The sequence below is a fragment of the Enterococcus sp. AMC1252 genome (assembly GCF_058216515.1).
On the sequence record NZ_CM177097.1, the window covers coordinates 692,914 to 719,084 of the forward strand.

General features: G+C 35.1%; 24 protein-coding genes and 1 pseudogene. 20 read left to right on the forward strand and 5 right to left on the reverse strand.

What is annotated here, in order from left to right; all coding sequences use genetic code 11:
• Positions 1-391 precede the first annotated feature (391 nt).
• From AC4BB5_RS03130 to AC4BB5_RS03185, 12 genes and pseudogenes are all read left to right on the forward strand, one after another.
• Complete coding sequence (locus AC4BB5_RS03130) at positions 392-1,507, forward strand: tyrosine-type recombinase/integrase (protein ID WP_490457957.1); 1,116 nt, start codon at positions 392-394, stop codon at positions 1,505-1,507.
• 254 nt (positions 1,508-1,761) lie between these two features.
• Entirely contained in the window at positions 1,762-2,478 is a 717-nt protein-coding gene (locus AC4BB5_RS03135) for a winged helix-turn-helix domain-containing protein (RefSeq protein ID WP_490457958.1), read from the forward strand.
• 99 nt (positions 2,479-2,577) lie between these two features.
• Positions 2,578-5,847, forward strand: coding sequence for a hypothetical protein (locus AC4BB5_RS03140; protein WP_490457959.1), 3,270 nt, complete (start codon positions 2,578-2,580; stop codon positions 5,845-5,847).
• Between the two features lie 12 nt (positions 5,848-5,859).
• Positions 5,860-6,159 carry an LPXTG cell wall anchor domain-containing protein gene (locus AC4BB5_RS03145; protein ID WP_430602297.1) on the forward strand — a complete coding sequence of 100 codons (300 nt, stop codon included), beginning with the start codon at positions 5,860-5,862 and terminating at the stop codon, positions 6,157-6,159.
• A gap of 80 nt (positions 6,160-6,239) precedes the next feature.
• Complete coding sequence (locus AC4BB5_RS03150) at positions 6,240-7,022, forward strand: WxL domain-containing protein (protein WP_430602295.1); 783 nt, start codon at positions 6,240-6,242, stop codon at positions 7,020-7,022.
• A gap of 49 nt (positions 7,023-7,071) precedes the next feature.
• Positions 7,072-7,968 (forward strand): WxL domain-containing protein, encoded by an 897-nt coding sequence (locus tag AC4BB5_RS03155; protein WP_490457960.1) that lies wholly within the window; start codon positions 7,072-7,074, stop codon positions 7,966-7,968.
• A gap of 66 nt (positions 7,969-8,034) precedes the next feature.
• Positions 8,035-9,195, forward strand: a complete 1,161-nt coding sequence (locus AC4BB5_RS03160) for a WxL protein host-binding domain-containing protein (RefSeq protein ID WP_430602292.1) — start codon at positions 8,035-8,037, stop codon at positions 9,193-9,195.
• Positions 9,192-9,842 (forward strand): hypothetical protein, encoded by a 651-nt coding sequence (locus AC4BB5_RS03165; protein WP_430602291.1) that lies wholly within the window; start codon positions 9,192-9,194, stop codon positions 9,840-9,842. Before AC4BB5_RS03160 ends, AC4BB5_RS03165 begins: the two co-directional genes overlap by 4 nt.
• A 219-nt stretch (positions 9,843-10,061) precedes the next feature.
• A pseudogene (locus AC4BB5_RS03170) lies at positions 10,062-10,307 on the forward strand (DNA alkylation repair protein); the annotation flags it as partial.
• Positions 10,294-10,935 (forward strand): ABC transporter ATP-binding protein, encoded by a 642-nt coding sequence (locus AC4BB5_RS03175; RefSeq protein WP_430602289.1) that lies wholly within the window; start codon positions 10,294-10,296, stop codon positions 10,933-10,935. The pseudogene AC4BB5_RS03170 and the gene AC4BB5_RS03175, both read left to right, overlap by 14 nt.
• Entirely contained in the window at positions 10,932-11,690 is a 759-nt protein-coding gene (locus AC4BB5_RS03180; protein ID WP_430602288.1) for an ABC transporter permease, read from the forward strand. Before AC4BB5_RS03175 ends, AC4BB5_RS03180 begins: the two co-directional genes overlap by 4 nt.
• A 145-nt stretch (positions 11,691-11,835) precedes the next feature.
• Complete coding sequence (locus tag AC4BB5_RS03185; RefSeq protein WP_490457961.1) at positions 11,836-13,236, forward strand: glycoside hydrolase family 1 protein; 1,401 nt, start codon at positions 11,836-11,838, stop codon at positions 13,234-13,236.
• 58 nt (positions 13,237-13,294) lie between these two features.
• On the opposite strand, the gene AC4BB5_RS03190 is transcribed toward AC4BB5_RS03185, so the two are convergent.
• Complete coding sequence (locus AC4BB5_RS03190) at positions 13,295-14,017, reverse strand: GntR family transcriptional regulator (protein ID WP_490457962.1); 723 nt, start codon at positions 14,015-14,017, stop codon at positions 13,295-13,297.
• A gap of 618 nt (positions 14,018-14,635) precedes the next feature.
• Between AC4BB5_RS03190 and AC4BB5_RS03195 the strand changes: the two genes are divergently transcribed.
• Positions 14,636-15,463, forward strand: a complete 828-nt coding sequence (locus tag AC4BB5_RS03195) for a hypothetical protein (protein ID WP_490457963.1) — start codon at positions 14,636-14,638, stop codon at positions 15,461-15,463.
• Between the two features lie 952 nt (positions 15,464-16,415).
• Here AC4BB5_RS03195 and celB read toward each other — a convergent pair.
• Positions 16,416-17,693: a PTS cellobiose transporter subunit IIC gene (gene celB, locus AC4BB5_RS03200; RefSeq protein WP_490457964.1), complete on the reverse strand. Its 1,278-nt coding sequence runs from the start codon at positions 17,691-17,693 to the stop codon at positions 16,416-16,418.
• Between the two features lie 355 nt (positions 17,694-18,048).
• Positions 18,049-18,645 (reverse strand): LemA family protein, encoded by a 597-nt coding sequence (locus tag AC4BB5_RS03205; RefSeq protein ID WP_490457965.1) that lies wholly within the window; start codon positions 18,643-18,645, stop codon positions 18,049-18,051.
• A gap of 393 nt (positions 18,646-19,038) precedes the next feature.
• On the opposite strand from AC4BB5_RS03205, the gene AC4BB5_RS03210 reads away from it, so the two are divergent.
• From AC4BB5_RS03210 to AC4BB5_RS03230, 5 genes are read left to right on the forward strand one after another with little or no spacing between them, the layout of a single operon-like run.
• A complete protein-coding gene (locus AC4BB5_RS03210) occupies positions 19,039-21,090 on the forward strand; it encodes a BglG family transcription antiterminator (RefSeq protein ID WP_490457966.1) in 2,052 nt (683 codons plus the stop codon).
• Positions 21,087-21,368, forward strand: coding sequence for a PTS sugar transporter subunit IIB (locus AC4BB5_RS03215; protein WP_490457967.1), 282 nt, complete (start codon positions 21,087-21,089; stop codon positions 21,366-21,368). The genes AC4BB5_RS03210 and AC4BB5_RS03215 overlap by 4 nt, the downstream gene beginning before the upstream one ends.
• Positions 21,369-21,393: 25 nt before the next feature.
• Positions 21,394-22,761, forward strand: coding sequence for a PTS ascorbate transporter subunit IIC (gene ulaA, locus AC4BB5_RS03220; RefSeq protein WP_490457968.1), 1,368 nt, complete (start codon positions 21,394-21,396; stop codon positions 22,759-22,761).
• Positions 22,761-23,591, forward strand: coding sequence for a transketolase (locus AC4BB5_RS03225; RefSeq protein ID WP_490457969.1), 831 nt, complete (start codon positions 22,761-22,763; stop codon positions 23,589-23,591). The genes ulaA and AC4BB5_RS03225 overlap by 1 nt, the downstream gene beginning before the upstream one ends.
• On the forward strand, positions 23,591-24,514 hold the full coding sequence (locus AC4BB5_RS03230) for a transketolase family protein (RefSeq protein ID WP_490457970.1): 924 nt from the start codon (positions 23,591-23,593) through the stop codon (positions 24,512-24,514). Before AC4BB5_RS03225 ends, AC4BB5_RS03230 begins: the two co-directional genes overlap by 1 nt.
• Before the next feature lie 101 nt (positions 24,515-24,615).
• On the opposite strand, the gene AC4BB5_RS03235 is transcribed toward AC4BB5_RS03230, so the two are convergent.
• Both AC4BB5_RS03235 and AC4BB5_RS03240 read right to left on the reverse strand, forming a co-directional pair.
• Positions 24,616-24,816: a helix-turn-helix transcriptional regulator gene (locus tag AC4BB5_RS03235; protein ID WP_430602277.1), complete on the reverse strand. Its 201-nt coding sequence runs from the start codon at positions 24,814-24,816 to the stop codon at positions 24,616-24,618.
• Positions 24,817-24,819: 3 nt separating this feature from the next.
• Positions 24,820-25,221 (reverse strand): hypothetical protein, encoded by a 402-nt coding sequence (locus AC4BB5_RS03240; RefSeq protein WP_490457971.1) that lies wholly within the window; start codon positions 25,219-25,221, stop codon positions 24,820-24,822.
• Positions 25,222-25,377: 156 nt separating this feature from the next.
• Between AC4BB5_RS03240 and AC4BB5_RS03245 the strand changes: the two genes are divergently transcribed.
• The gene (locus tag AC4BB5_RS03245; protein ID WP_490457972.1) at positions 25,378-25,908 is read left to right on the forward strand and encodes a DNA-3-methyladenine glycosylase I; all 531 of its coding nucleotides are present in this window, start codon (positions 25,378-25,380) and stop codon (positions 25,906-25,908) included.
• 107 nt (positions 25,909-26,015) lie between these two features.
• Positions 26,016-26,165, forward strand: coding sequence for a hypothetical protein (locus tag AC4BB5_RS03250; protein WP_490457973.1), 150 nt, complete (start codon positions 26,016-26,018; stop codon positions 26,163-26,165).
• Positions 26,166-26,171: the final 6 nt, after the last annotated feature.

Here is a 26,171-nt window from a genome sequence, read left to right on the forward strand (position 1 = left end):
AAATTCACCTCATTTTCTTTCTAATAGTGTACAATTTTATGAAAATAAATACAAAAATAAAGAAAAAACGCACCAAATTAATTTGGAAACGTTTTAATCTGAGTCATGTATTTTTTTAATTTCATATACTAACTGTGTTGAAACAAACAATAATACATAGCATTATTTTCTTAGAATTATCCATTCTAAGATAGGTAATATTTCTCATTTTTATCAATTTTTAAAAAATAAATCCGACAACATAAGAAATATAACATAATTAAAAAAAGAAGTCTATATTAAATGAAGAAATTCATTCCCTTTTTTTAGGATTTTTAATGAAAAAATAGGTTGTTCTTCTGTAATACCCGTCATTGTGGTGGTCAATTTTAATTGAAAGGAGTGAGTCACTATGCCTAGAAAAGGAGAAAATATTTATCAACGAAAAGATGGCCGTTGGGAAGGACGCTATCGAAAGGCTAGAGATTCACAAGGCAAACTTGTTTATGGTTCTGTTTACGGAAAGAAATATATGGAAGTAAAACTGAAATTAGAGCAGATTAAAGCCCAGTATAGTAGTCAAAAAGCTTATTCAAAACTATTTTCAGGAACAACGACAGAATGGTTAAATTATTGGTTAGATCATTTAGTGATCGGACAGGTAAAAAAATCAACATTTGCTTCTTACAAAACCAAATTAAATAATCATATCGTTCCATATATTGGACATAAAAAACTAAGCCTACTTCAAAAGAAAGATATCCTGGAGCTTCTTTTTTACTTAGGAGATAAAGGACTGAGTACAACAACCATTCACAACACATTAACGATTTTTAAAGGTGCGTTAACGAAAGCAGTTGTAGAAAAAGCATTGGTTGAGAATCCTTTTGATGGAGTTGTCTTTCCTCCTATTAAAAAGAAAGCTATAACAATTCTTTCACTTGAGCAACAAAAAAAATTAGAAAGCATAGAACTTCAAAAGAAAGAATGTTCTCCTATTATTATCGCCTTATATACAGGATTACGAATTGGAGAAATCAGCGGATTAACCTGGGCTGATATAGATTTAGATAATCGAATTATTCATGTTGTTCGAACTGTACAACGGATATCTGTCACTGGAAAAACAGCAAAAACGGAGATTTTATTTGATTTACCAAAATCAAAACAATCCCTAAGGAAAATCCCAATAGCACAAAACCTATATACCTACCTATCACAAAAAAAGGAAGCCACACAAGGCAGCTTTGTCATCAACAATCATAATTCATATGCTGAGCCTCGTTTAATCAATTATCATTTTAGACGAGCAATCAAACAAGCAGAAATCACAGGCATTCATTTCCATGCACTGAGGCATACATTTGCGACACGTTGCATTGAAAATGGTGTTGATATTGCAACTCTTAGTCATTTATTAGGTCACCAATCAATCAAACTGACTTTAGATACCTATGCTGGATCATTGTGGGAGACTCGTGAACAGGCAATGTCTGTTATTGATGCTCAGTTAAATCTGGCAGAATAGTTGCTGTGATAAACATAAACCGTCAAAAAAATCGTCAACGTTAACATTATTGCTGTTAGAAAAAGGATAAGTCTTCCTTAACTTAGAATGGATAATTCTGAGAAAAAAAATTAGGTAGAACACATATAGTATTACTGACATTATACGTAATAAGTTGCAATCAATAAAGAAATATGAATTATTGATTGCTTGAAACTATCAAATTCAAAGGACTAGTCATAATTAATTTAATAAAAATGGAAAGGATAAGTCACATGCATAAAATTAGTTTGGTATCTTCGTCTATCACTATGAAAAAATCTATAGAAGAGGCTTTTACGCGTGAAAATAGTATGATTCAAATATTTCCCAAAGAGATAGATTTGAATCAGTTGAAAGAGTCAGAAATCATTATTTTGGAAGAAAATAGGCTAGAAGACATCAGTTATCTTTGTTCAATTATTTTTTCAATCAAAGAACAAGCAAGTTCATTTATTTGGATATTATCGAATCAACGATGTTACATTAATGATCAAGTTTATCTTCAAATAGGAGTTGATGCCATATTAGATGGCAAATGGTTTCCGGAAGAGGTTGCCTTAACTGTCCGAAATACTTTTTCTCGTTTTAAAGAAGGAAAATCAAAGAAAATTATTTTAAGCCATAAAAGAAATAAGGACAGAAGTTACTTAGAAATGAGAATGGGAAGTCAAAGTGTGCTAGTGAAATCAATTGGGAAAGAAAAGGAAATAGAGCTAACCAAAAAGGAGTATAAACTATTGGCCTTACTTATAAGTGATCCTACGAGGGCATTTTCATACCAAGAAATTCATAAACAAGTGTGGAATCAACTAAATTCAAGTAATAATTATCGAATAGCGAATCTGGTGCTTCATCTTAGAAATAAACTGGATGAAAATGAAAAAGACAGTTATATAAAAACAGTAAGGTCAATTGGTTATCGATTAGTTGACTTGGAAATAAGAAATTAAGGTACTAAGTATCGTTTAGATGAATCTATAAGCGACAGATATATTTAGTTTGAGATGACTATTATTCCATCGGTGATAAAGAGCTGTAAGGAGGAAAAAATGAGAAACAAGAAATTAATATATAGGAGTATGGTTTGCAGTTTAGGAATACTTAGTTTGTTAGGAATATTATGGGTTAGTATTCAATCTACTTCTATTAGTGCTAAGCCGAGCGGCACACCAATTATTATTGATAAGAAGGATCCTAATGTACCTGAGGAGGGTCCAGATTATTCTTTTGAACTACCAAATGATGCTACTAAGTTAGTAGAAGAAGATCTCATCAATAATAGTCAATTTGATGGTTTTGTGCAAAATGAGGATATTGTAACAAACTTTAAAAAAGAAACAAAGTTTATTGGATATAATTCTATTCCTAATTTTAAAGATAGTTTTGAAGGGAAATTTATACAAGTTCCTAATAAAGAAGAATATATTATACAAGTTTCTATCAGTAATAGTCCTACTAATGGAACAATTTTACTAGTTAAAGTAGATACTAACGGGAATTATATCAGTAAATTTTCTTTAGCTGATTTATCAGTATATGGATCAGATTGGCAACCTGTAAATAAAAATTTACAAAGTCCTTCAACGTGGTTTATATCAAATGTAACAAATATTGAGTTAAGTGATGGGAAAGGTATTGTATATTATTCGCAAGGAAATGGGACAAATAATGGTTATGTAAAAAAATATGTATACTATAATTTAGCTGATTTTAAAGTTTTATCTAAAGGTATAGCATCAGGTTGGGGTGTTGGATATACAAATGGATCTGGATATGGTTCAGTTGGACCGGTGTCAGCATCAAATAAAGATGCAGCGCTAAACGGACTAGATGGTAAACCTAAGGATCGCTTTCAGATTCCTGCGCTTTCTGATTTTGGTTCATCCAAAATAACTACAGGAAGAATTGAATTTGGGGTAAATAGATTACATAGTTTATCTGATGGAAGTGTAGGTGGAACATTTACATACTCAGATAAAGGCTTTTTAGGTAATGGTGAGGAGGCTATCATTTGGGATGAAAAAAATGGAGATTTACCTAGACAGATAAAAAATAGATTTGGTTTAATTAAAGGAAAAAATACACATTTTCAGATAATTGCTGAATTAAGTTCGGACAAAGAAGTATATTATCAATATACGTTAGACAATGAATTTTATAAAATAGTCAAATATTCTATTGCAACAAATACTTTTACAGTAATAAGATCGTTTGAAGCGGGAACTTCTCTTAAATTTTTTAAGAAAGGAAATGAAATATCTTTTATAGGGTATGTACCTATATTACCCAACAATAACATAAAAGAGGCGACTATTGCAGGAGTAATGGATGTAGAACTAAATATATTATCCGTATCAAATATACCATCTAATGTTCCGCTTGACTTTTTAGATATAGTAGGATTATATAATGAAAAATTTTTAACTATTGGAAATACTATAAAAAAAGGTAATTTTATTGATGAGTGGGTTGGTCAGGATAGTAATGCCGTATTTTTAGGCGTATTAAGAACAATTCCAGATTATTCCCCTATCATTGAGTCTCCCAGTAGTATATCTCTTAATTTAGATATATTTAAGAATGAAGAATCATCAATAAAAGAAAGTATTCTATTAAGTAAAGATGGTGGGAAGCAAGCTATTAGAGTGTATGATGAACATGATATTAATAAATCATTAAATCCAATATCAGAACAAGAATTTCAAAAAAGACTTAATCGTAATCCAAAAGATATCACATTACCAATAGATTGGAAATCGTTAGGATTTGACGAAGACAACACAGGCCCACAACGGGTAACCTATTTTGTTACTGATAGTCAAAAACAAGCAACAGCGACCTCTCGTATCATTAATGCAAAAACAGGTAAAACAAAAGAAAAAGACAACTATTTTTTAGATGCTAATAACTTTTCTTTGCCACTGACAGATGTTTCCACCTTGACAGAAAAGGCAGTTAAAATCAAGGCTAAAACAAAGGCTTGGAACGGGAATTTGGAAGATGAGTTTTTAGATGAAGATGCGACAAAGGAGACCCCATTCCTCAGTTCAAAAGTAACCTTTCCGATGCCAGATCAGCTAAAAGCAATTCAAGAGACAAAAAAAGTTGGGGTCTACCCTCTAGATATTGAATACAAAGGGGCGGACGCAATCAAGGTTTCTAATCGTATATGGGTGTTTGTGACAGATAAAAATACTGTTGTAGATAAAGAAAATAATATCGTCATGTATGCCAATGATTATTATCGTCCTGTGCATGAAGCGAAGAATGAAAATGCAGTGAAAATGTGGGGATACACGCCAGAAACACCTGCTGAAGGAGAAACACCAGCAGTGCCAGAAGTACCTGGTGCAGATATTAAAGTGTACAACTACAAGGCAACAGAACAGACTGGAGATACGCTACCAATGCTAGCTGATAAAGATAAAACTACGTATTTAAGTGTCAATGAGGAGCTGCTAACCGCGATTAGAGAGACACCCTCACCATTACCAAATGGTGAAACAAGTAGAAATTATCCAGCTCAGATTAGCTATACTGCTAATAATAAAACGACCACCGCAAGCATTACTGTTACACTAGGTCAAGAACTTACCGATGTAACGATTCGTTTTGTGGATGAAGATGGGACATCAATTAATGCCAATGTGATTTTAAAAGATCGTCAAATCAACTCAACAATTGATTTGTTAAAAGAACAAGCAATTACAGATGTGAATAAAGTACTCGTGGATTCTAAGAACTATGAACAAAAAATTATCCCAGAAACCTATAAGGTTCAGGTTGAAAATAATGAAGTAACCTATATTTTTAAAGGACTCCTTCGTTTAGTTGATGTTTCAGAGGAATTAACGTTCCAACAAGGCTACACCTCACCCAATGATCAAGTATTAGAATATGAATCATCCAATGACTTTGTGGTGAATGTGGGGGATTATAGAAATTATACCGCTCTAACAGGTGAAGAAAAGAGAGCGAAACAAAGAGGGAACTTTAGCATATCGGTTGCACTGTCTTCACCATTTAGGTTGGTGGGTTCAGATGGGCAACCAATGACAAAAGTGTTATCTGAAGCCCTTTTAAATTATACACCTAAGAATGTGGTCGAACCGCTCACGATTACTCCAGAAGGGGTTACGATTCATTCCTCAACGCAATCAACAGAAGATCCAAAGAAAACAGATTTCTCACTAAAACTGGATGAAAAAAATAAAACAGGAAGAACTGGAAAAGGATGGTCATTATTTGTTCCATCCAAGAAAGTACAAAAAGGAACGTATCAAGCAGAATTGACATGGTCATTAACGACAGGTCCATAGGAGGAAATGAAGATGAAAAAAATGGTCCAGTATAGCTGTTTAATTGGCATAGCTTTTCTATTAATGATAGGCCTATCCGCAACACCAGTATTTTCGGAGAGTACAGCGGATGGACAAACACCAGTAGGTGTGACCTTTGTTGAAGGGGATCCTACAGAAACTAGTGACTCTAAATTTTCAGAGAAACAAGTGGGAAGAACGCCTTCATGGTTACCAGAAACAGGAGAGATGGCAACAATCTTTGGATTGCTAGGTTTTCTTCTCGTAATAGGGATTGTAAGTACTTATTATTATCGACAAAAGAACCATTGAAAGACTTAAAAGTGGCATTAAGCATAACCTAAGGTTATCTATGCAATATAAATGAAAAGAGAGAAAGGAAGAAACATAGAATGAAAAAGTATATACTAAGTAGTTTTCTATTAAGTATTGCTGCACTAACATTATTTGGCCATACAACATTGGCACAAACAGTAAAAGGAAACTCAAAAGCGGATATTCAATTTGAAAAAGGGGAGCTTCCATCAGTGGTAGATCCAACAGATCCCAACACTTCAGTAACACCCAGTCCAGGATTGAGTAAACCTATAGAAACAACAGATGGTGTCGGGGTAACGGCAGTTCCCTTCTTTAGTTTTGGCACAGTAAAAGTGAATGCTTTAAGTCAAGAATATCCTATACAAAAAGGAATGTATACTAAAGGTGAGGGAGAAGATAAGTCCACTTATTATTCTCCTCAGTTCCTTCAAGTTGCAGATGTTTCAGGAGCAGATAAGCTTTGGTCTGTGAGCGTTGGCCAAGATGCTGTTTTTACTTCAGGAGAAGGAAAAGACAAACAAACATTAGAGAACACACGAATTCGCTTATACGGTCAAACAATCACAAATAGTTTACAAGAGCCAGGGAAAGATTTGATAGGTTTTAACCAAAGTGAAGGGTATGGAGAAATTCCTGTAGGATCTACAACGTTAGAAGTATTCAGTTCCAAAAAAGCTGGATTTACAAATAGTTCAATGTCTTCCCTAGTATTTGAAAATAACTATACAGAAGAAAGTAAATCTACTGAAAAAGGTACGAGTGATGGTGTGAAATTGTATGTTCCGAGTAGTGATAAACCAAAGGTAAATAACAAGTATACCGCCAATTTAACATGGACGTTAGCAGTAACACCATAAAAAAGAAATATACTAAAGAAAAATATAGAAACAAAGAGGAGAAAAAATGATGAAAAAATTAGTTATCAGCAGTTTATTAGTAAGTACAGTAGCATTAGGTGGATTTGGAATGTCTGTGTCAGCAGCTCCAACAACAAACGGAAAGGCATCATTTACAGATAAGGATGCGCATACGCATGTTGTAAAACCACAAACGTTAGAAGCAATTAAAGATGTCACAGGAGGTCAAGCACCAGATGGATCTGTTGCAGAAAGTGGAGCAGTTCGATTAATGTATGCACCGACTTTTGATTTTGGAATCAATCAAATTTCAACCATTGATGCAGATTATGCTGTGAAGATGAACTCTGTTCAACCTATTACTTGGACAGAAAACATTGAAACAAAGCCGTCTACTTGGACACACAAAAATACACAAACAGGTGATCCTGCAAAAGACGCAGCAGCCTATGATATCCCACAATTTGTCCAAGTATCGGATATTTCAGGAATAGATACAACGAATTGGAATGTAACGGTGAAACAAGATACAGCATTTACTAATGGAACTGGAGCAGATGCCAAAACATTAAAAGCCGGCACAACGATTGATATTTATGGACAAACATTGACAACAACGTCAGAAACAGCTGTAGCGAATCTTGCAGCGGGGATGACTATGGATGCCTCAGGTAAAGCATCTATTCCTATTGGAAAAGATGTCGGTGGATTAAAAGTATTAGGTCGTAAAGACTCAACCGCAGCAAGTGCGACTACAGGAACGATTACGTCAAATGTCTTCAAGAAAGAGTATGGTGAAGCAGATTATAGTTCAACTAAAACAGCAACATCAACTGAAGATTTTCGTTATAATAACGATGTGAAATTACATGTACCAGCTCAAAAAATTACGAAAGACGTTACGTATTCAACAACCTTAACATGGGCAGTCACAATTGGTGAATAATTAAAGATAAATCTACGTTTGGGCGGGCAAGTGCCCGCTCTTTTTTTAATAGAAAGGAAGCAAGTAATGAAGAAAATTATACATAGTCTACTCCTTATACTGGTGTGTTTTATTTTACCTACAGGAATTGTAAAGGCAGAAGAAGCACCAGAAGGAAGTATTCCATTATCAGTAAAAGCGAATATCCCAGAAAATCAAGAAGAAGGGAAGGAAGGGTATTTTTCATTAAAGGTACAACCAGGAGCGGAACAAGAACTAAGTATTTCACTAAAAAATACAGGGGAAAAAGAAATAGAAGTAGCTTTAGCCGTCAATACAGCGACAACGAATCAAACAGGAAGTATCGAATATGGACAACTGTACGATAAGAAGAAGAAAGATACGAGTTTGAAATTTCCACTTTCAGAATTGTTAATACCAGAAGCAAAAACAGTGAAAATTCCTGCAAAAAAAGAAATAGAAGCAACATTCAAACTGTCTGTACCAGCTGAACGATTTGAAGGAATGTTATTGGGTGCCATTAATGTATCACCAGTAAATAGTGAAGAAAACAATAAGAGTAATGGCGCTGTTGTTATAAAGAATAGATATGCGTATAATATAGGTGTGAAATTAACGGAAGAAGAAGACCCAGGAGAAATCAAAAATACATTGGATCTTTTAGGCATTGAGGCTTCACAGATAACAGGAAGAAATACGATTTTAGCACGGATCCAACATGCCAATCCGACCATTGTAGATGAAGTTTCATATGAAGCAAAAGTGTACAAAAAAAATAGCGATGCTATTTTGCATGAAAAGAAAGCAGAGAATTATCGAATTGCCCCAAATAGTACGTATGAATTTCCGATTTCATGGGAAAATGAGCGTTTTCAAGCAGGAGACTATCGGTTAAAAATGGTAGTGAGTTCAAAGAAAACAGGGGAAAAATGGGAATTTGACAAAGAATTTGCGATCACTCGTGAAGAAGCGAATAAATTGAATGAGACAGCGATTGATTTAACTCCTGACTATACTCGTTGGATTATTTTAGGAGTGGTAGCCTTTGTAGTTCTTATTGTCGGACTGATAGTATTGGTAATTCTGTTACGTCGACGGAAGCAGAAACGTCAAGCATTAGAAAGAGCGAGAGCAAAAAAGAAAAGAAAGAAAAAAGCAGGTGTAGCAAATAATAGAAAGAAAACTGAGACAGGGAAGCCAAAGAAACGAAAGGACTCAAGGGAATGACATTATCAGAGCAAGAAGAACAAGAACTGCCAGTTGTTGAGCTGGAAGAAGCATCACTTCTTTTAGAGGAACAAGAGGTTGTGGAAGAGGAAGAAATGTCAGAGCAGAAATTTCCTTGGAAGCTATTAAGCGGATTGGTAAGCGGTCTCCTAGTCGTGAGTCTTTTAATGGGTTTTTATTTTCTGTATCCAGCAACATGGAAAGTGAAAGGCGACTGGAAAACAAAAACAAGACCTTTTATTGAGATGTCCATTGATTCGTCAAAAAATACAACAATAGAGTTTTTGAATTACGGAGGAGCGAGAGGAATTACGCTCCAGTTTATCGGTAAACTAGAGGCAGTAAATTTTAATAAGTATCAACTAACAAAGATCAAAGGGGAACTACATTTTGATAAGGACCAAGTATCCTCAGACCAACTAAAGCCCTTTGACGAAAATCGCTCATTCTATAAACCTGTATCTGGAACAAAACAAACAGTCCAGTATCAATTGACCAAAAAAGGCTTAGAAAAATTGATGGGCACAAAAGAAGCAGGCCGTTATTTTGTTTTTGATCGAGTATCACTGATTCCCTGGAAGACACCAACATTCTGGCTGAACAATTCTTTAGTATCAGAAAGACGTATAGAATTTACTAAGGAGTAATAGAAAATATAATAAAAGCGATGAAAAAATAGAAACGATGGACAAGGTTGTAAGAAAGCAACCTTGTTTCTATCGTTTTCAATCTAAAACAATGGATTGCATCGGAGAAAGAACACTATATTACATTTATCATCTAACAACAAGTATACTTATTATATAGTCACTATTTTTGCAATGTTGCTTTAAATCGAATCTTAATTATCTAGGAACTGTAATCTGCCTGATAGGGCTATTCATTTGCTGGCAACGCTTAGAAATGATGATAGTGAATATGTTAGAAAATCATGCGGCAATGCACTAAGGGATATTAGTAAAAAATATCCTGAAAAAATTATGGAGGAATTATCGTTATGGCAAGCTAGTAAGGAAGAGCTTCAAATAAAAAAATTTATTTTCAAAAATAAACATTTAGGACATTTTCTTAATAACAATAAAAAAGGACTGAATCATCTTGTTGACAACTGAACGTATCTCTTTTCAACACGAAGAACAAATAATTCTAAACGATATTACCACATCATTCGAAAAAGGGAGCCATACAACGATTACCGGACCATCTGGCAGTGGGAAAAGTACCTTGCTTAAATTACTGGCTTCTTTATTAACTCCGACTAAAGGAGTCATCCTATTCAATGACCAAAACATTGCAGAGTTAACACCAGAAAAGTATCGCATGCAAGTTTCCTACTGCTTTCAACAACCATCATTATTCGGTGAAACTGTGCGAGATAATTTTATGTTTCCATACGAAGTACGCAAAAAAGAGTTTCAAGAGAGCCATGTACTAGGTTTGTTAAAGGAAGTTAAACTCTCTGAAAGTTATTTGGATAAAAAAATCACCAAATTATCCGGTGGCGAAAAACAGCGTATAGCCTTAATCCGTAATGTGATTTTTCTCCCTGAAGTGTTACTGTTAGATGAGGTAACAGCAGGTTTAGATGAAGAAAGCAAAGCAATCGTCAATCAATGGTTGTTAAAATTGAATCAGGAAAAAAATGTAACATTGATTCGTGTCACGCATGATCCTGAAGAAATTGCTCAAGCCTCGATCGTCAAAAAAATCGTAGCGGGTAGCTTGGAGGGCGCAAAATGAATCTAGCTGTCAATGATCTGTCACTTTTATTTGCTGGAATGCTAGTTGTAGTAGCATTACTGATCAGTTATAAAGAAAAATTAGGATTTACCAAAGATATTATAATCAGTGTTTGCCGGGCAATTGTTCAACTTGTTTTAGTTGGATACCTTCTTAAATATGTCTTTCAAATCGACAATGTGATTTTAACCGTAGTCATGGCTGGAATTATTATTGTCAATGCTGCGTTGAATGCAGGGAAACGTAGTAATCATCTGAAAAATGGTTTTTGGATCTCTTTGTTGGCAATATTTTGTAGTACAGGAGTCACGATCGGTGTTCTGGTTTTATCAGGTGCGATTCGGTTTATTCCTTCGCAGATCATTCCTATTAGTGGCATGATCGCTAGTAATTCAATGATTGCGATTGGTTTATGTTATCGGAATATGGATAGTTTATTTCATGATCAAAGACAAGCTGTGCTTGAAAAATTAGCATTAGGTGCAGATATCAAGTTAGCTTCTCGCTCGATTGTTAGAGCAAGTATCCGAACTGGAATGGCGCCAACCATTGATTCTGCTAAAACGGTTGGGATCGTTAGTTTACCTGGGATGATGTCAGGACTGATTTTTGCTGGAGTTGATCCAGTTCATGCAATCAAGTATCAAATCATGGTGACCTTTATGTTGCTTTCGGCTACAAGCATTGGTTCAGTTATTGCAACTTATTTAGCGTATAAAGAGTATTATAATGATAGAAAACAATTGATTATATAATTGGCTTGTTAAAAGATAAGATGAATTTTGTCTTGTCTTTTTTTGTATACTTTGTTTTATAAAAGTATAGACATTTAAAAGGGTTCGCTTTATAATAGTAGTGAATAGGATCGCGAAAAGTATTTTGAGGAAAGTAGGGACAGCCATGCAAAGAACATTTAGAGATGATTTCTGGTGGGGTGCTGCAACATCAGGTCCGCAAAGTGAAGGACGTTTTAATAAAAAACATGCAAATATGTTTGATTATTGGTATGAGATCGAGCCAACCGATTTTTATGATCAAGTTGGGCCAGATGTAACGTCAAATTTTTATAATAGTTTTAAAGAAGATATTGCTTTAATGAAAGAAATTGGCTTAAATAGTGTCCGCACGTCGATCCAATGGAGTCGTTTGATCGATGATTTGGAGCTTGGAACGGTTAGCGAAGATGCAGTTCGTTTTTATAACGAAGTGATTGACGCGTTTTTAGAAGCAGGGATTCGTCCAGTGATGAATTTACATCATTTTGATTTACCTGTTGAACTGTATCATAGATATGGCGGTTGGGAATCGAAACATGTGGTAGACTTATATGTGAAATTTGCGAAAAAATGTTTTGAGTTATTCGGTGATCGTGTAAAAGATTGGTTTACACATAATGAACCAATTGTTGTCGTTGAAGGAGAGTACTTACACCAATTCCATTATCCAAAAATTGTGGATGGTAAAAAAGCAGTACAAGTAGCCTACAACTTAAACTTAGCTTCTGCAAAAGCAATAAAGGTATTTAGACAATTAGGTTTGCAAAACGATGGTGGAAGAATTGGCATCATTTTAAACTTAACACCGACCTATCCAGCTTCGGATAGTCCAGAAGATTTAGCAGCAGCAAATATTGCTGAGCTATTTAATAATCGTATGTTCTTAGACACAGCTGTTCATGGGGAGTTTCCTCAAGAATTAGTTGATTTATTTATCAAAGACGGTGTCCTTTGGGAAAGTACTCCTGAAGAATTGGCCTTGATCAAAGAGAATACTATTGATGTTCTAGGCGTTAATTTCTATCACCCAAATCGTGTGAAAACACCAGATATTGCACCAAATAGTGTGGGAGCTTGGCTACCAAATCGTTATTTTGACGAGTATAATATGCCAGGACGTCGAATGAACATTGATCGTGGTTGGGAAATTTATCCGAAAGCGTTATATGATATTGCAATTAATATTCGTGACAATTATACTAATATTCCCTGGTTTGTCTCTGAAAATGGAATGGGAATTTCAGGTGAGGAACGATTTATGAACGAAGCTGGAGTTGTCGAAGATGACTACCGGATTGATTTTATTCGAGAACATTTAGAGTGGGTTCATCAAGGGATTGAAGAAGGATCTAATTGTTTTGGCTACCATTTATGGACGCCAATCGATTGTTGGTCATGGGCCAATGCCTATAAGAACCGCTATGGTTTTATATCTACAAATATCCATACACAAATCAAAACCATCAAAAAATCAGGACATTGGTTTAAAACAGTTGCTCAAACAAATACATTAACTGATAAATAAAAGGAAGAATGTGATGCAAAACTAATTTTTTAGTTTTGCATCACATTCTTTTTTCAATCTATGCATAATCAACATTTAAAATAGAATAACTTCTTTGATCGTACCGATTTCGACTACAAGAAAACTCAATAGGACGACCATTTTTTGAATAGACAACTTGCTGCACTTCAAGTACAGGATCATCCTTTTTACAATTTAAATATTGCTGATCGTATTCATCAGATTTATCTGCTTGAATATTTCGATAGGCACCCGCAAAATCAAGAGATAACTGCTCTTTCACATAAGTGTAAATAGAGTCTTTCAGAATATCCGTTGTTAAGCCTGGTACTAGATCACAAGGCATATATGTATGCTCCAAAATAAACGGTTCCTCTTCAAGAATTCTAAGACGAATGATCTTGTAAACAGGCTGTTCTTCAGAGATAGCCAAACGTTCTTGAACTTCTTTAGAAGGAAATTCTACTTCAAATAAAATTACTTGGCTTTTTAATTTTTTATGACGGTCGTGCATTTGTTTGCTAAGGCCATCATATTCATTGGCTGGTGAAGTATCTTTATCCCAAAAAGAGCGATTCAATACTTTGGTTCCAGAACCTCTCTGAGAGTATAAAAGTCCTTCCATGACTAGAATACCAATTGCTTTTTTTACAGTCATTCGACTTACATTAAATTCTTTTACTAAGTCGGTTTGGTTAGGAATCAAGGTATCTGTTTTATAAATATTATTTTTTATTCGTTCACGCAGGGTGTCCGCGATTTCTTCATATTTTGGCTTCATATCATGACAACCTCCTCATCTGTATTGTAACTGATTATGAATGTATAGACAATTGAGAGTTTGAGATAGAAGTTTTTTATACTTAATATTTCATAGGTTGAAAAAGTATATCTATAGTAAATTTCTTGTTTAAGTAAGCAAAAAAATTCTCTACCACAGGATTATCATAAAAGTTTCCTTATTTCACATACCATGAAATCGGATGGAAATATACTTTCCGTTTGTTTGTAGTTAAAAAAAATACATATCAGAAATACATTAAAAAATTAGAAATCAACAGAAAAAAATATGGCTAATAAATTTTTCTTCTTGATTATATTCGAATGATAATTATTTGTTTTTTTTATCATTTTTTTAAGAAAATTGATAAAAAATTGATAATACAAAACTGCAATATAGATGCTATAATTCGTGATGTTGCTGAGATTGCAGGAGAGACGCTTTAGATAATATTTCTACCTAAAATGTCTGGTGACCTAAATACCCTTAAAAAAAAGGGCATTTAACAACATCTTTTTGATAGATAGGTGAAACTCCGAAAATTAATTTGAAAAATTGTATATTGTTTTTTTAAATTAATTTCGGGTTCATATATATAAAGTAAGGGAGATTTACATTATGAAAACAAAACACATTTTATCAACAGCTGCAGTATTTGCCGGATTGATTTCAGGCGCTGTACTAACAACTCAAACAGTGGATGCGCAATCGACAACTTCAGGAGTTACTCAAAAAGCTTCTGAAGAAAAAAAAGATGAAATTGGCTCAGTATCCTATGTACATTACAATGTTCTTAGAGCCTATTTAAAAACACCCGTTTCTACAACGGATTACTATCTAGCATTTTCAGTAGAGGGTATGCATCATAAAGGAACAGCAGTAATAGAAAATGGAAAATATATTGGTTTTGACCTTAAGCTAGATGAATTAATCAAAGAATATCCTACTGTTTCAGATAGAGAAAAACTTTTTGACGCTTTATTTATTCGTAGCTTTCCTTTTACGGCTCATGAACCAGTAGTAACAACCAAGGTAACAAATAAAGACATAAAGAAGGAGTTATTGGATTATCACTTTTTAGGTAATGTTCTTGGAGATGGCTTTGCGGGTGAAACCTCTAATCTTACCCACGGAAGTTCTTTCAATAAATTTTTTACCCAAGAAAGAGTAGCTGGAGATCACCTTTTAGATAACGGAAATATAACTACAGAAACTGGCGGGCTGGAGTTTAGCTTTAATCCAGAAATGGAAGCTGATTATACGTATGCTTTAACTGATGCTTCAGGTAAAATTGCTGGAAAAGCATGGTCAGTTATGGACTATTTCTTTGTAAATCCAACAGATGGAGAGCGCTTCTTACCAAAAGAATATACACTTACCGCGAAATCCAATAAAACGGGTGCAGTTTATACCCTTGCTAAATTCACACCAATTAGTATATTCTAAAAAACAAATAGACAGTCAAAGTACCCCATACTCCCAAACTACTTTTAGGAATATGGGGTACTTTAGCTGTCCATCATTCTTCTTCATTCAGTTACTGGCATTAGTATTCAAACTTAAACAGCTTTTCATAGAAATAAAAATAAATGAAACGAATATATGAGAGGCTGATTTTTATGAGCCGATACGAAGAAAATTTTAAACAAATGATTGTTGAACTGAATCAAACAGGATGTTATGCCCGAAGTTTGTCGAAAGCATATGGCTTATCTGAAGCGATAATTTATAGATGAAAAAATTTATATGTACCAAATCAGTCCGCTGGAATGACTGAAAAAGAAGCCACTGAATTGCGAAAAGAAAATACTCATTTGAAAGAAGAAATTGAAAGCTTAAAAAAAGCAGTCATATTCTCTCGAAAGAGCTAACGTCATTTGTTCAATTTATTGAAAAATGGTGTAAATAATATACTATTTCTTTATTATGTCGGTTATTAGAAATTTCTGGAAGTATCTACAACTTTCATAGAAAGGAATCATTAACAGTTACAGAGATAAGAAGCATTGAATAAAGAACGATACGGTGCAAAAAAATGTATTATATACGTCTTAAACGAGAGTATTCTGTCTTTTTTAAACATATACAAAAAAATCAATGAAACAATCAATCATTGCTAAGTTCTATTACTAAAAAATACAAACGATATATGTTTAGCTATATTGAAGTTTTATATAAACGGAATCGAATTCATAGTTCGCTTCATTATTTAACTCTACAGGAGTTTGAAAATTAGGAAAAAGCCAAAAATACTTGATCATCATACAAAAATGTGACTAAGATATTGATTTAGATCCAATACTATCATAAAAATAGATGCAACAAAAATTAGGCTATAAATCCCCGATAGAATACCAGAAATCCACAGCCTAACAAAAGCTCTTTTGACGATAGCTTATTAAAAATGGGGAGTCCTAATCTCATTTTCTTTTTCTAATAGACGTAGGAACGGATACCAAATCATACCGACAAGTAGTAGATCGACAAGTTGTAAGATACCGCCTAAGATAGAATTTGTTGCTAACATGCCACTAAAGAAAATTGGAACAGTCCATGGAACGGATACTCCAGTTGGGGGTGGAACAATGCCTGTTGCCATTACAAGATAATTAAGCACCGTAACGATCAGTGGAGCTAGTACCCATGGAATTAGGATAGTAGCATTTAAAACGATCGGCAAACCAAAAATTACGGGCTCATTTACATTAAAAATTCCTGGAGCCAAACTTAAACGTCCAATATCTCGATATTGTTTTTTCTTCATGACAAAAGCCATGATCAAAATAACTGCAAGTGTCATACCAGAACCACCAAGACCTACAGTGAAAGTTTCCATAAAAGGTTTTGTGATGATATGGGGCAATTTTTCTCCTGCTTTATAGGCATCTAAGTTTTCTAGCATCAAAGTGTTCCAAATAGGATCCATTACGGAATTAACAATGATTTGTCCATGTAAACCGAAGAACCATAAAAATTGGACAAAAAATAACGCAATCAAAGTCGCAGGTAAGCTGCTACCTAAGCCAACTAGTGGTTTTTGGATCACTTCGTAAATCACATCATGAAGGTTTGTATTGAACAAGCCAGTTACGATTGCATTGATAAATAAAAAAACAGACAATGTTAAAATAGCTGGAATCAAGGCAGCAAATGATTTGGCGACAGCAGGTGGGACACCATCCGGCATTTTGATTTGCCAACCTTTTTTAGTGACTCTACAATAAATTTCACCAGCAAGAAAGGCTGCGATCATTCCAATAAACATACCTTTAGCGCCTAAACGATCTAAAGATAGTACGCCTGAGACTTCTGTACCATCCTCGAGTGTCATCATGAAAGGGGTCAAAAGTAGAAAACTAGCAAATGAAACTGCTCCGCCAAAAATTCCTTCAACATCATAAGATTTAGATAAATAATAGCCAATACCAAAAGTAACGAAGACTGCCATAATGCTCATTGTCGCATTTTGACCATTACCAAATAAAGAGGACAAGGTTCCCTTCGTAGTGTCGCTAAAAAAAGGTAAGTTATTGATAACAACAATGATCGATCCGAACATCGTTAATGGAAAAGACAACATAAAAGCATCTCTCAATACAGAGAGATAACGGTTTTGTCCAAGTTTATTTGCAAGAGGCATGATCTTTTCTCCAAGAGAATCCATAAAACCATTCATAATAATCAGTCCTTCGTATTTTTATTTGTAATCGATTACAAATAAAATATACCACTTTGTATTTCAAATGTCTATACTTTTGTTTTTAATGATTGTATATAAAGAAGGGAGATCAAAAAAGAGCAAACCAACTAAGGTTTGCTCTTTTTTGATTTGAAGAGATAAAATGATGAATGGTCCCAGCTCTAAATACTAGCGCCACCTCCACCAGAAGATCCACCACCAGGTTTAAAAGGCCACCACCAAGCAAATAAATCTATCATGTAAAATCACCACCTATATTCTCCAAGTTTAGTTAAAAATGTATATCGATGAATAGAAATTTTCTTCTAGTTTTGGAATTATTTTGTGAAACCTATTTCTGGGATGTACTTGTTGAAGTATCAAAATTCACAGAAGGCACAGTGTGAGCTTTCGGTTCTGCTTTAAAGTAATCCTTTTTACCTAGTCCCATGATATTTGCAAAGATATTTTTAGGGAAAGAGACAACTTGTTCATTGTATTCTTTTACAACATCGTTATAACGTTTACGTTCAACAGAAATGCGGTTTTCAGTGCCTTCTAGTTGAGTCATCAACGTTTGTACATTGTCATTTGATTTTAGTTCTGGATAGTTTTCATTGATAACGTTGACCAAAGTACCTACTGATTGGTCTAACTCTTGACTAGCTTTGATCTTGTCCGAATCTTTGTTGGCGCTACCATATGCTTCACGAGCTTTAGTTATATCACTAAAGACTTTTTGTTCCTGCTGCATGCTGCCTTTAACACTGTTGACTAAATTTGGAACTAGATCTGCGCGACGTTGCATTACGTTTTCGACTTGACTCCATTGTGATTCGACAGACTGTTCTTTTTTCGCTAAACCATTGTATTGGCTGACACCAAACACAACGAATACAACAATAGCGATCAAAGCGATCAAACCCACTTTTGTTTTGTTGTTTTTCATACGTTTTTCCTCCTAAAATTTAAAAGAGTGCGGGACAAAATGGGAGTCCAAGAGTGCCCTACACTCTAAATCCAAATAAACGAATAAGGATCTCTTTAAACTTAATGTAATGATATTGTAACACTGGAGAAATGTTTTAACATCCATCTTAAGACCTATTTTCAAAGGAAAAGGACAGAACATGTGTTAAGTAATTTTCTCCTAACTTAATTATAATCGATTTTGTGAGATAAGGGAAAGGGAGGGAACTAGCAATGTTTTAGAGAATATCTTCATTTTTAAAGAGTGAGTAATAGTTAAGTCCAATTATTTTAAAAAAGCAAAATGAAATTAGACCCAATGCTTCTATTATTTGTAGCGTTTACATTATATATTGAGTACAGGAGGGACAAGATGATTGATTATCGAATGAGTTATCTTATCAACAAGCCGCACGGAGTGGGTTACTCCATTCAAGAAATCAAGGAAATCACAGGACTACCAGTAGAAACAGTTATCGATCAGTTAGGGAAACTCAATGAGCAGCTGCAGCGATTTTGTTACGAACAAGTATATTGGAAAAATGACAAAATCTATTTTTCTAAGCAAGTACCTGAAAAATGGTTAGAACTTCATTTTGGAAATCTGGAAACAGAGATTTTCTATTCGGAATCTGAAAGACAAGCCTTACTTTATCTTTTGACATTTATTGTAGAAGAGGATTTATCTGTTTATCACTATCAAGAATTTCTTCAAGTCAGTAAAAATACTATTTTAGCGGATATCAAAAAATTGCGGGAACGTTTAGCTAAGGAGAACATCAGCTTGGAGTATTCACGAAGAAATGGATTTTATTTGACTGGTCTTGAAGAGCAGATTCGGATACAGGCTTATCAAATGATCACTGAAGTTATTACGTCAGTTTCGGGAAAATGGGGTTTGAAAAAGGGGTTAATGGCGTATTCAAAAACCTTTGAAGCAGACGTTCGCTATTATTTTTTTGAAACGATCAAAATGAGTGAGTTGTCCATTGTTCCAAGTAGAATCGAGGAGACAGTTTATTTTATGTCTTATGTTTTAAGACGCGCTAAAACATACTCGTTTAGGTTGGATGGACAAGCAGCGATGATGTTAAAGGAGTTAAATGTTTTTTCGGCAAGTCAGCAATTTTTACTTCAATTCTCTGAAATCATAGAGCCTAAAAGAGAGCAACTATATTTCACACTGATTTTTATGACAATTACGCAAGGAGAAATCAGAGATACAGCTTTAGAATTTTTACTGGAATGCGGCAGTCAGATTATTCATGAAATGGAGCGTTTAGCAGCAATCGAGTTTAAATCCTATAGAAAGTTATTACTAGACCTTTTTTATCATTTGGTGCCAGCATTTTTTAGAATAAAGTATCATTTTTCGCTAGCCAATGTGTTAACTGAGGAAATCAAAGAACAATATGGTGAAATCTTCACTTTAACTAAAACTGCGCTATATCCGTTAGAAATGTTGGTAGGTCGTTCAATTCCAGATGAAGAAGTGGGCTATTTTACGATTTTATTTGGAGGTGAAATTGGGAATCAACGAGAGTTAAACCGGGTGATTCGGTATAAAGCATTGGTTTTGTGTCCAAGCGGCATCAGTTCGTCTTTGATCATGCAATCGGAGTTGAAAGAACTCTTTCCAACGATCGATTTTAGTTTAACAACAACAGTTGATCAACTAGAAAGTATTGCTGAATCCGAATATGATGTGATTTTTTCAAGCGTTCCATTGAATACATTAAAGAAAATGTATCTGGTCAATCCAATCATGTCCCAATTGGAGAAGAACAATTTGATTCGCTGTGTACAAGAAGAGTTGTTGATTCCAGGAATTGTCATCCCTTCTATAGATGAAATTATTGAGACATTATTACCATATATCGAATTAAAAAAAGGCGTTACCAAAGAAAAAATGTACCGTATTTTAAATCGCAAAATGATCAAAAAATTGAAAGTGAAAGAAGATGAGAAACCAATGCTATCGGAGTTGTTAACGACAGAGATGATTCAGTTGACGGATAAAAAATTAACGTGGGAAGAAGCGATTGCTTATGCGGCACAACCTCTAAAAGAACAAGGGAAGATTACAGAGAACTATATTGAAGCAATGATTCAAAAGGTGAAAGATTATGGGGCTTTTATTCATATTGGTAAAGGAATTGCCTTACCACATGCAAGACCTGAAGATGGGGTTAAAGCATTAGGGATGTCACTTTTAAAAGTGGAGGAGCCAGTTTTCCTTTTGGATGATCCGAAGCATGATATTACTATTTTTATCTGTCTGGCAGCGGTTGATAATGAAATGCATTTAAAAGCGTTGGCGAGTTTAACGAAAATTTTATCGAACAAAGAGAATTTAGAGAAGTTATTAGCAGCAGAAGACCAAGAAGCAATTATTCAGTTATTAAAGGAAGGGGAATCATTATGAAAATGGCAGCAGTTTGTGGATCGGGGTTAGGTTCTAGTTTTATGGTGGAGATGAATATCAACAGTGTATTGAAGGAATTAGGTGTAACAGGAGTTGAGGTATCTCATTACGATATGGGCAGTGCGACACCAGATTTGGCAGATGTCTTTTTTGTAGGTGGGGATTTAGCGGATAGTGCGCAGCATTTGGGGAACGTGGTTGTTTTGGACAGTATCATTGATATGGATGAGTTGAGAGAAAAAGTTAGAGCTGTTTGTGTGGATGAAGGGTTACTCTAAAAACTAAAGAAGGTAGGAGAAAAATATGAATAGTATTTTAAATATATTAATCGATATTGCAAGTACTCCAGCAATTCTGGTAGCACTGATTGCAGTTCTTGGATTAGGGTTACAGAAAAAGCCGATTTCAGATGTTGTCCGTGGCGGGATCAAAACTTTTGTTGGATTTTTAGTGGTAACAGCTGGAGCTGGCGTGATCGAAGGATCACTAGCGCCCTTTGGGGAAATGTTCCAGCATGCGTTTAATATGCAAGGTGTGGTGCCGAATAATGAAGCAATTGTTGCCTTGGCTTTGACAAAATATGGAACATATACAGCACTTATTATGTTGGCGGGAATGGCGTTTAATATTTTGATTGCCCGTATTACGAAATTTAAATATATCTACTTAACAGGGCATGCTACGCTTTATATGGCGTGTATGATTGCTGTAATCATGAGTGTCACAAAAATGAGTGCAGTACCCTTAGTTTTAGTTGGTGGCTTGGCATTAGGCCTAGCAAATACAATTTTTCCAGCAATCGCACAGCCATTTACCAAACAAATTACTAAAAACGATTCGGTGGCGTTGGGGCATACTGGAAACTTTGGTTATGCGCTTAGTGGTTTTATCGGGAAATATGTAGGAAATAAAGAAAAATCAACCGAAGACATCAATTTTCCAAAAGGCTTGTCCTTTTTACGAGACTCAACGGTTAGTATTACATTGACGATGGGAATTGTTTATACTATTGTGGCATTATTTGCAGGAAATGACTTTATTTCTAAAAACCTTAGTAATGGGACCAATTATATTATTTATGCATTGCAACAGGCTGGGATGTTTGCAGCAGGAGTGTTTGTAATCTTGGCGGGTGTTCGTTTGATTTTAGCTGAAATTGTGCCGGCATTTAAAGGGATTTCTGAAAAATTAGTACCCAATTCGATTCCAGCTTTGGATTGTCCAATTGTCTTTCCTTATGCACCAAACGCTGTTTTGATTGGGTTTTTAACTAGTTTTGTTGGTGGGATTGTTAGCTTGTTTATTATGATTGCAACAGGTACCACTGTGATTATTCCAGGTGTAGTGCCGCATTTCTTCTGTGGTGCGACAGCGGGTGTTTTCGGAAATGCGACTGGTGGTGTTCGTGGTGCAGTTGTAGGTTCGTTTATTCATGGGGTGATTATCAGCTTTATGCCGATTTTATTGATGCCGGTTATGGGGGATTTAGGGTTCCAAGGATCAACTTTCTCTGATACAGATTATGGTGTGACGGGGATCTTCCTTGGTAAATTAGCTGATATGGGCGGTCAAATTTCGGTGGTTGCTGGAGTGTTAGCGGTCTTAGCATTATTGATTGGATTAACGATTTTCGGTAAGAAAAAGACAACTGAAACGAAGGAGGCAGCATAATGAATACACAAAAATTTGCTGATCGGATTCGTTATTACACGATGAAAGAGCTGGATAATTTAGGTTTTGGGCACTTTGGCGGCAGCTTGTCGATTGTTGAAACATTAGCTGTTTTGTATGGAAAAGCCTTGAACGTGTCGCCAGAAAGAAAAGAGGATCCAGACCGTGATTATTTTGTCTTGTCAAAAGGGCATGCTGGGCCTGCACTTTATGCTACGTTGTTTTTAAAAGGCTATTTTGATGAAGGATTTCTATATAGCTTAAATCAAAATGGAACAAATCTCCCTTCTCATCCAGATCGGATTAAAACACCTGGTGTAGATATGACAACAGGCTCTTTAGGTCAAGGAATCTCGGCTGCGACAGGAATTGCCAAAGGAAATCAATTGTTAGGTAAAGAAAATTATACGTATGCAATCGTGGGTGACGGTGAATTGAATGAAGGGCAATGTTGGGAAGCTTTTCAATTTGCAGCACATCAAAAGTTGGATCATTTGATTGTCTTGATCGATGATAATAAGAAACAATTAGATGGTTATACAACAGATATTTGCGATCCTTTTGATTTTGTCGAAAAAATGCAGGCGTTTGGGTTTAATAGTTGGCGTGTTGATGGGGGCGATGTGTTGGCGATTGAAGAAGCAATCATTCAGGGAAAACAAGTCAATGGGAAACCGACAGCAATTGTTTTAGATACAATAAAAGGGCAAGGTGTTCCTTATTTTGAAGAGTTGTTAGATAATCATCATGTTCGTCCAGATGAGGCAGGAAAAATGGCCATTAAAGAAGCCATCGCAACATTGGCTGAAAAAATCGAGGTGAATCAGTAATGAAAGACTTAGAAATGCGGCAAGTCTATACGAAAACAATTTTAGAGTTAGCAGAAAAGGATCAGAAAATTGTTGCTTTAGAAGCAGATCTAGCAAGTTCGATGGGGACCAGCAAATTAAAGGAACAACTAGGGAAACGCTACATTAATGTAGGAATCATGGAAGCAGAAGAAATGGGAGCGGCTGCTGGTTTGGCTGTAACGGGATTTATTCCATTTATCCATACCTTTGCGCCGTTTGCAACGAGACGTTCTTTCGATCAAGTCTTTCTGTCACTTGGTTATGCTAAAAATCATGCGGTGATTGTGGGAACTGATCCAGGGGTTACAGCTGAAATGAATGGTGGAACCCATATGCCATTTGAAGATATTGCGTTGATGCGGGTTATTCCTGAAAATCATATTTATGAAGTGTCAGATCCTTATCAGTTTAAAGCAATTTTAGAGTATGCTCATACAGCTCAAGGCTTGTTCTATATTCGAACAATGCGTAAGCAAGCAAAGCCACTTTATAATGGAAATGAAGATTTTTCCAAAGGATACTGCAAGTTAAAAGAGGGGACACAGGGGACGATTTTCGCTAGTGGAATTATGGTAGAAGAAGCACTTCAGGCGGCGGATGATTTAGAGAAACAAGGAATTTCAGTTCAGGTGATTGATTTATTTAGAATCAAACCAATGAATGAAGATATTGTGATCGAAGCAGCTAAACTAGGACCAATCGTAACAGCTGAAAATCATAACGTGATTGGTGGATTAGGGAGTGCTGCAGCGGAAATCGTTGCTGAAAATCATCCAGTAAAAATGAAGAGGATCGGTATAAAAGAACAATTCGGTCAAGTGGGTAAGATGGCGTATTTAAAAGAAGTGTATGGATTAAATGCTGTTGATATTTCAAAAGCGATGGTCGGTTTGTTAGATTAAGTTTTTTGAATGGATGATGAAGTTAAGAAGTAACACTAAACAGTCATGCAAATGTTGCATGACTGTTTAGTGTTAGCAGTATAGTAGCGTTGAGGCATTAGCTATTTTAATTTGAATAGGGTTTCAACGGTTACGCCAAATACACGTGCTATTTCCAGAGCTAACTCTAAGGATGGATTATATCTATTGTTTTCCAAGTGGAGGATAGTTTCCCGTCGAACACCAACTTTTTCCGCAAGTTCTCTTTGAGTCAGACCCTTTTCTTCCCTGTATTGTTTTAAAGTTGTTTCAATTTTACCCATGAGTTATTTACCCGATATTTCTAAGGATCTAAAAGTTGAACCATGGAGTATTAGAATTACAGCGAGTATAAATGAAATTATAGCAGGTGAAAGTTTAAGACCCATTGGGATAAAGTAAACTACCATTCCTCCTACGAGTAAAAATATTAAAATAAAGAAAAATGTTATATTGCTAGATTTATAAAAATTATTTAAGGCACGTTCATCAAGTTTTTCTGTATTAGTAAGAATGGTTACGACCATTATTATTAACAAGACTAGAATCATTAAACCTATTGCTAGATTTTTGATAATTTCTGGGGTTGTGGGTGGCGTAATGAATAGAATTCCTAAGCTATAGAAAATAATTCCGCTCAAGAGTTCTATGGTATAGATTTTTCCAGTTAGATTCATTTTAGTTTTCATAAGTAGTACATCCTTTATGGTGATATATTTATAACTTGGTTATAAATATATCACCAGTCGTCTGAATAGTCAATAGAATCTTCTTGGTTATCGCTAAACGAACTCATTTTGTTTTTTATGTTATGATAAGAAAAAAGTTAAATGCGGGAGAAAGAGATGAAAGAAAAGCAGCCACCTAAATTCGACTGGTACCATAACCAGTGGGGTCAACCCACACATGATGATCGATTACTTTTTATTTTACTAACTGTAGGAACCTTCCAAGCGGGATTAAGTTGGAAAGCGGCGGCTGGTAAATTAGAGGTGTTTTTAAGGAACTTCCACAATATGGACATCCAAAAAGTTGCAGGGATGATGCCAGACGATGTAGAGAAAATCATGCAAGATCCAGAAATGATCCGCAACCCAAGAAAAATCAATGCCACGATTCAAAATGCGCAAGCAATTTTAGCTGTACAAAAAGAATACGGAAGTTTCGCTGAATACATGTGGGATTTTGTGGGCGGAGTTCCTCGGTTGAATGTGTATGAAGAAGCGTATGAAGTTCCAAATGTCACACCGTTATCTAAACATGTAGCCAAAGACATGAAAAAACATGGCTTTACTTTTGTTGGACCCGTTGTGACGTATATGTTTATGAAAGCGAGTGGGATGATTCAAGATGAAGTGTTGAATCAAGAGTTATGATGATAACACCTTGAAAAGATAACTCTAAATTAGATGAAGGTGCGACTATTCCTATTGATGAACAAAAATATAAAATTCTCGATACAGAGCATGCATTCAAAAACGGAATGCAAGCAATAGCAGTTGCCCCAATTGTTAACGGAAAAGCAGACATATCACAAGTAGTGATTGCCTATGCAGGAACGAATTCATCGGATGATTTAGATATAGCGACAGATATACAAACAGATTATGCATCCAAAATGGTGGACGCATAATCTGTA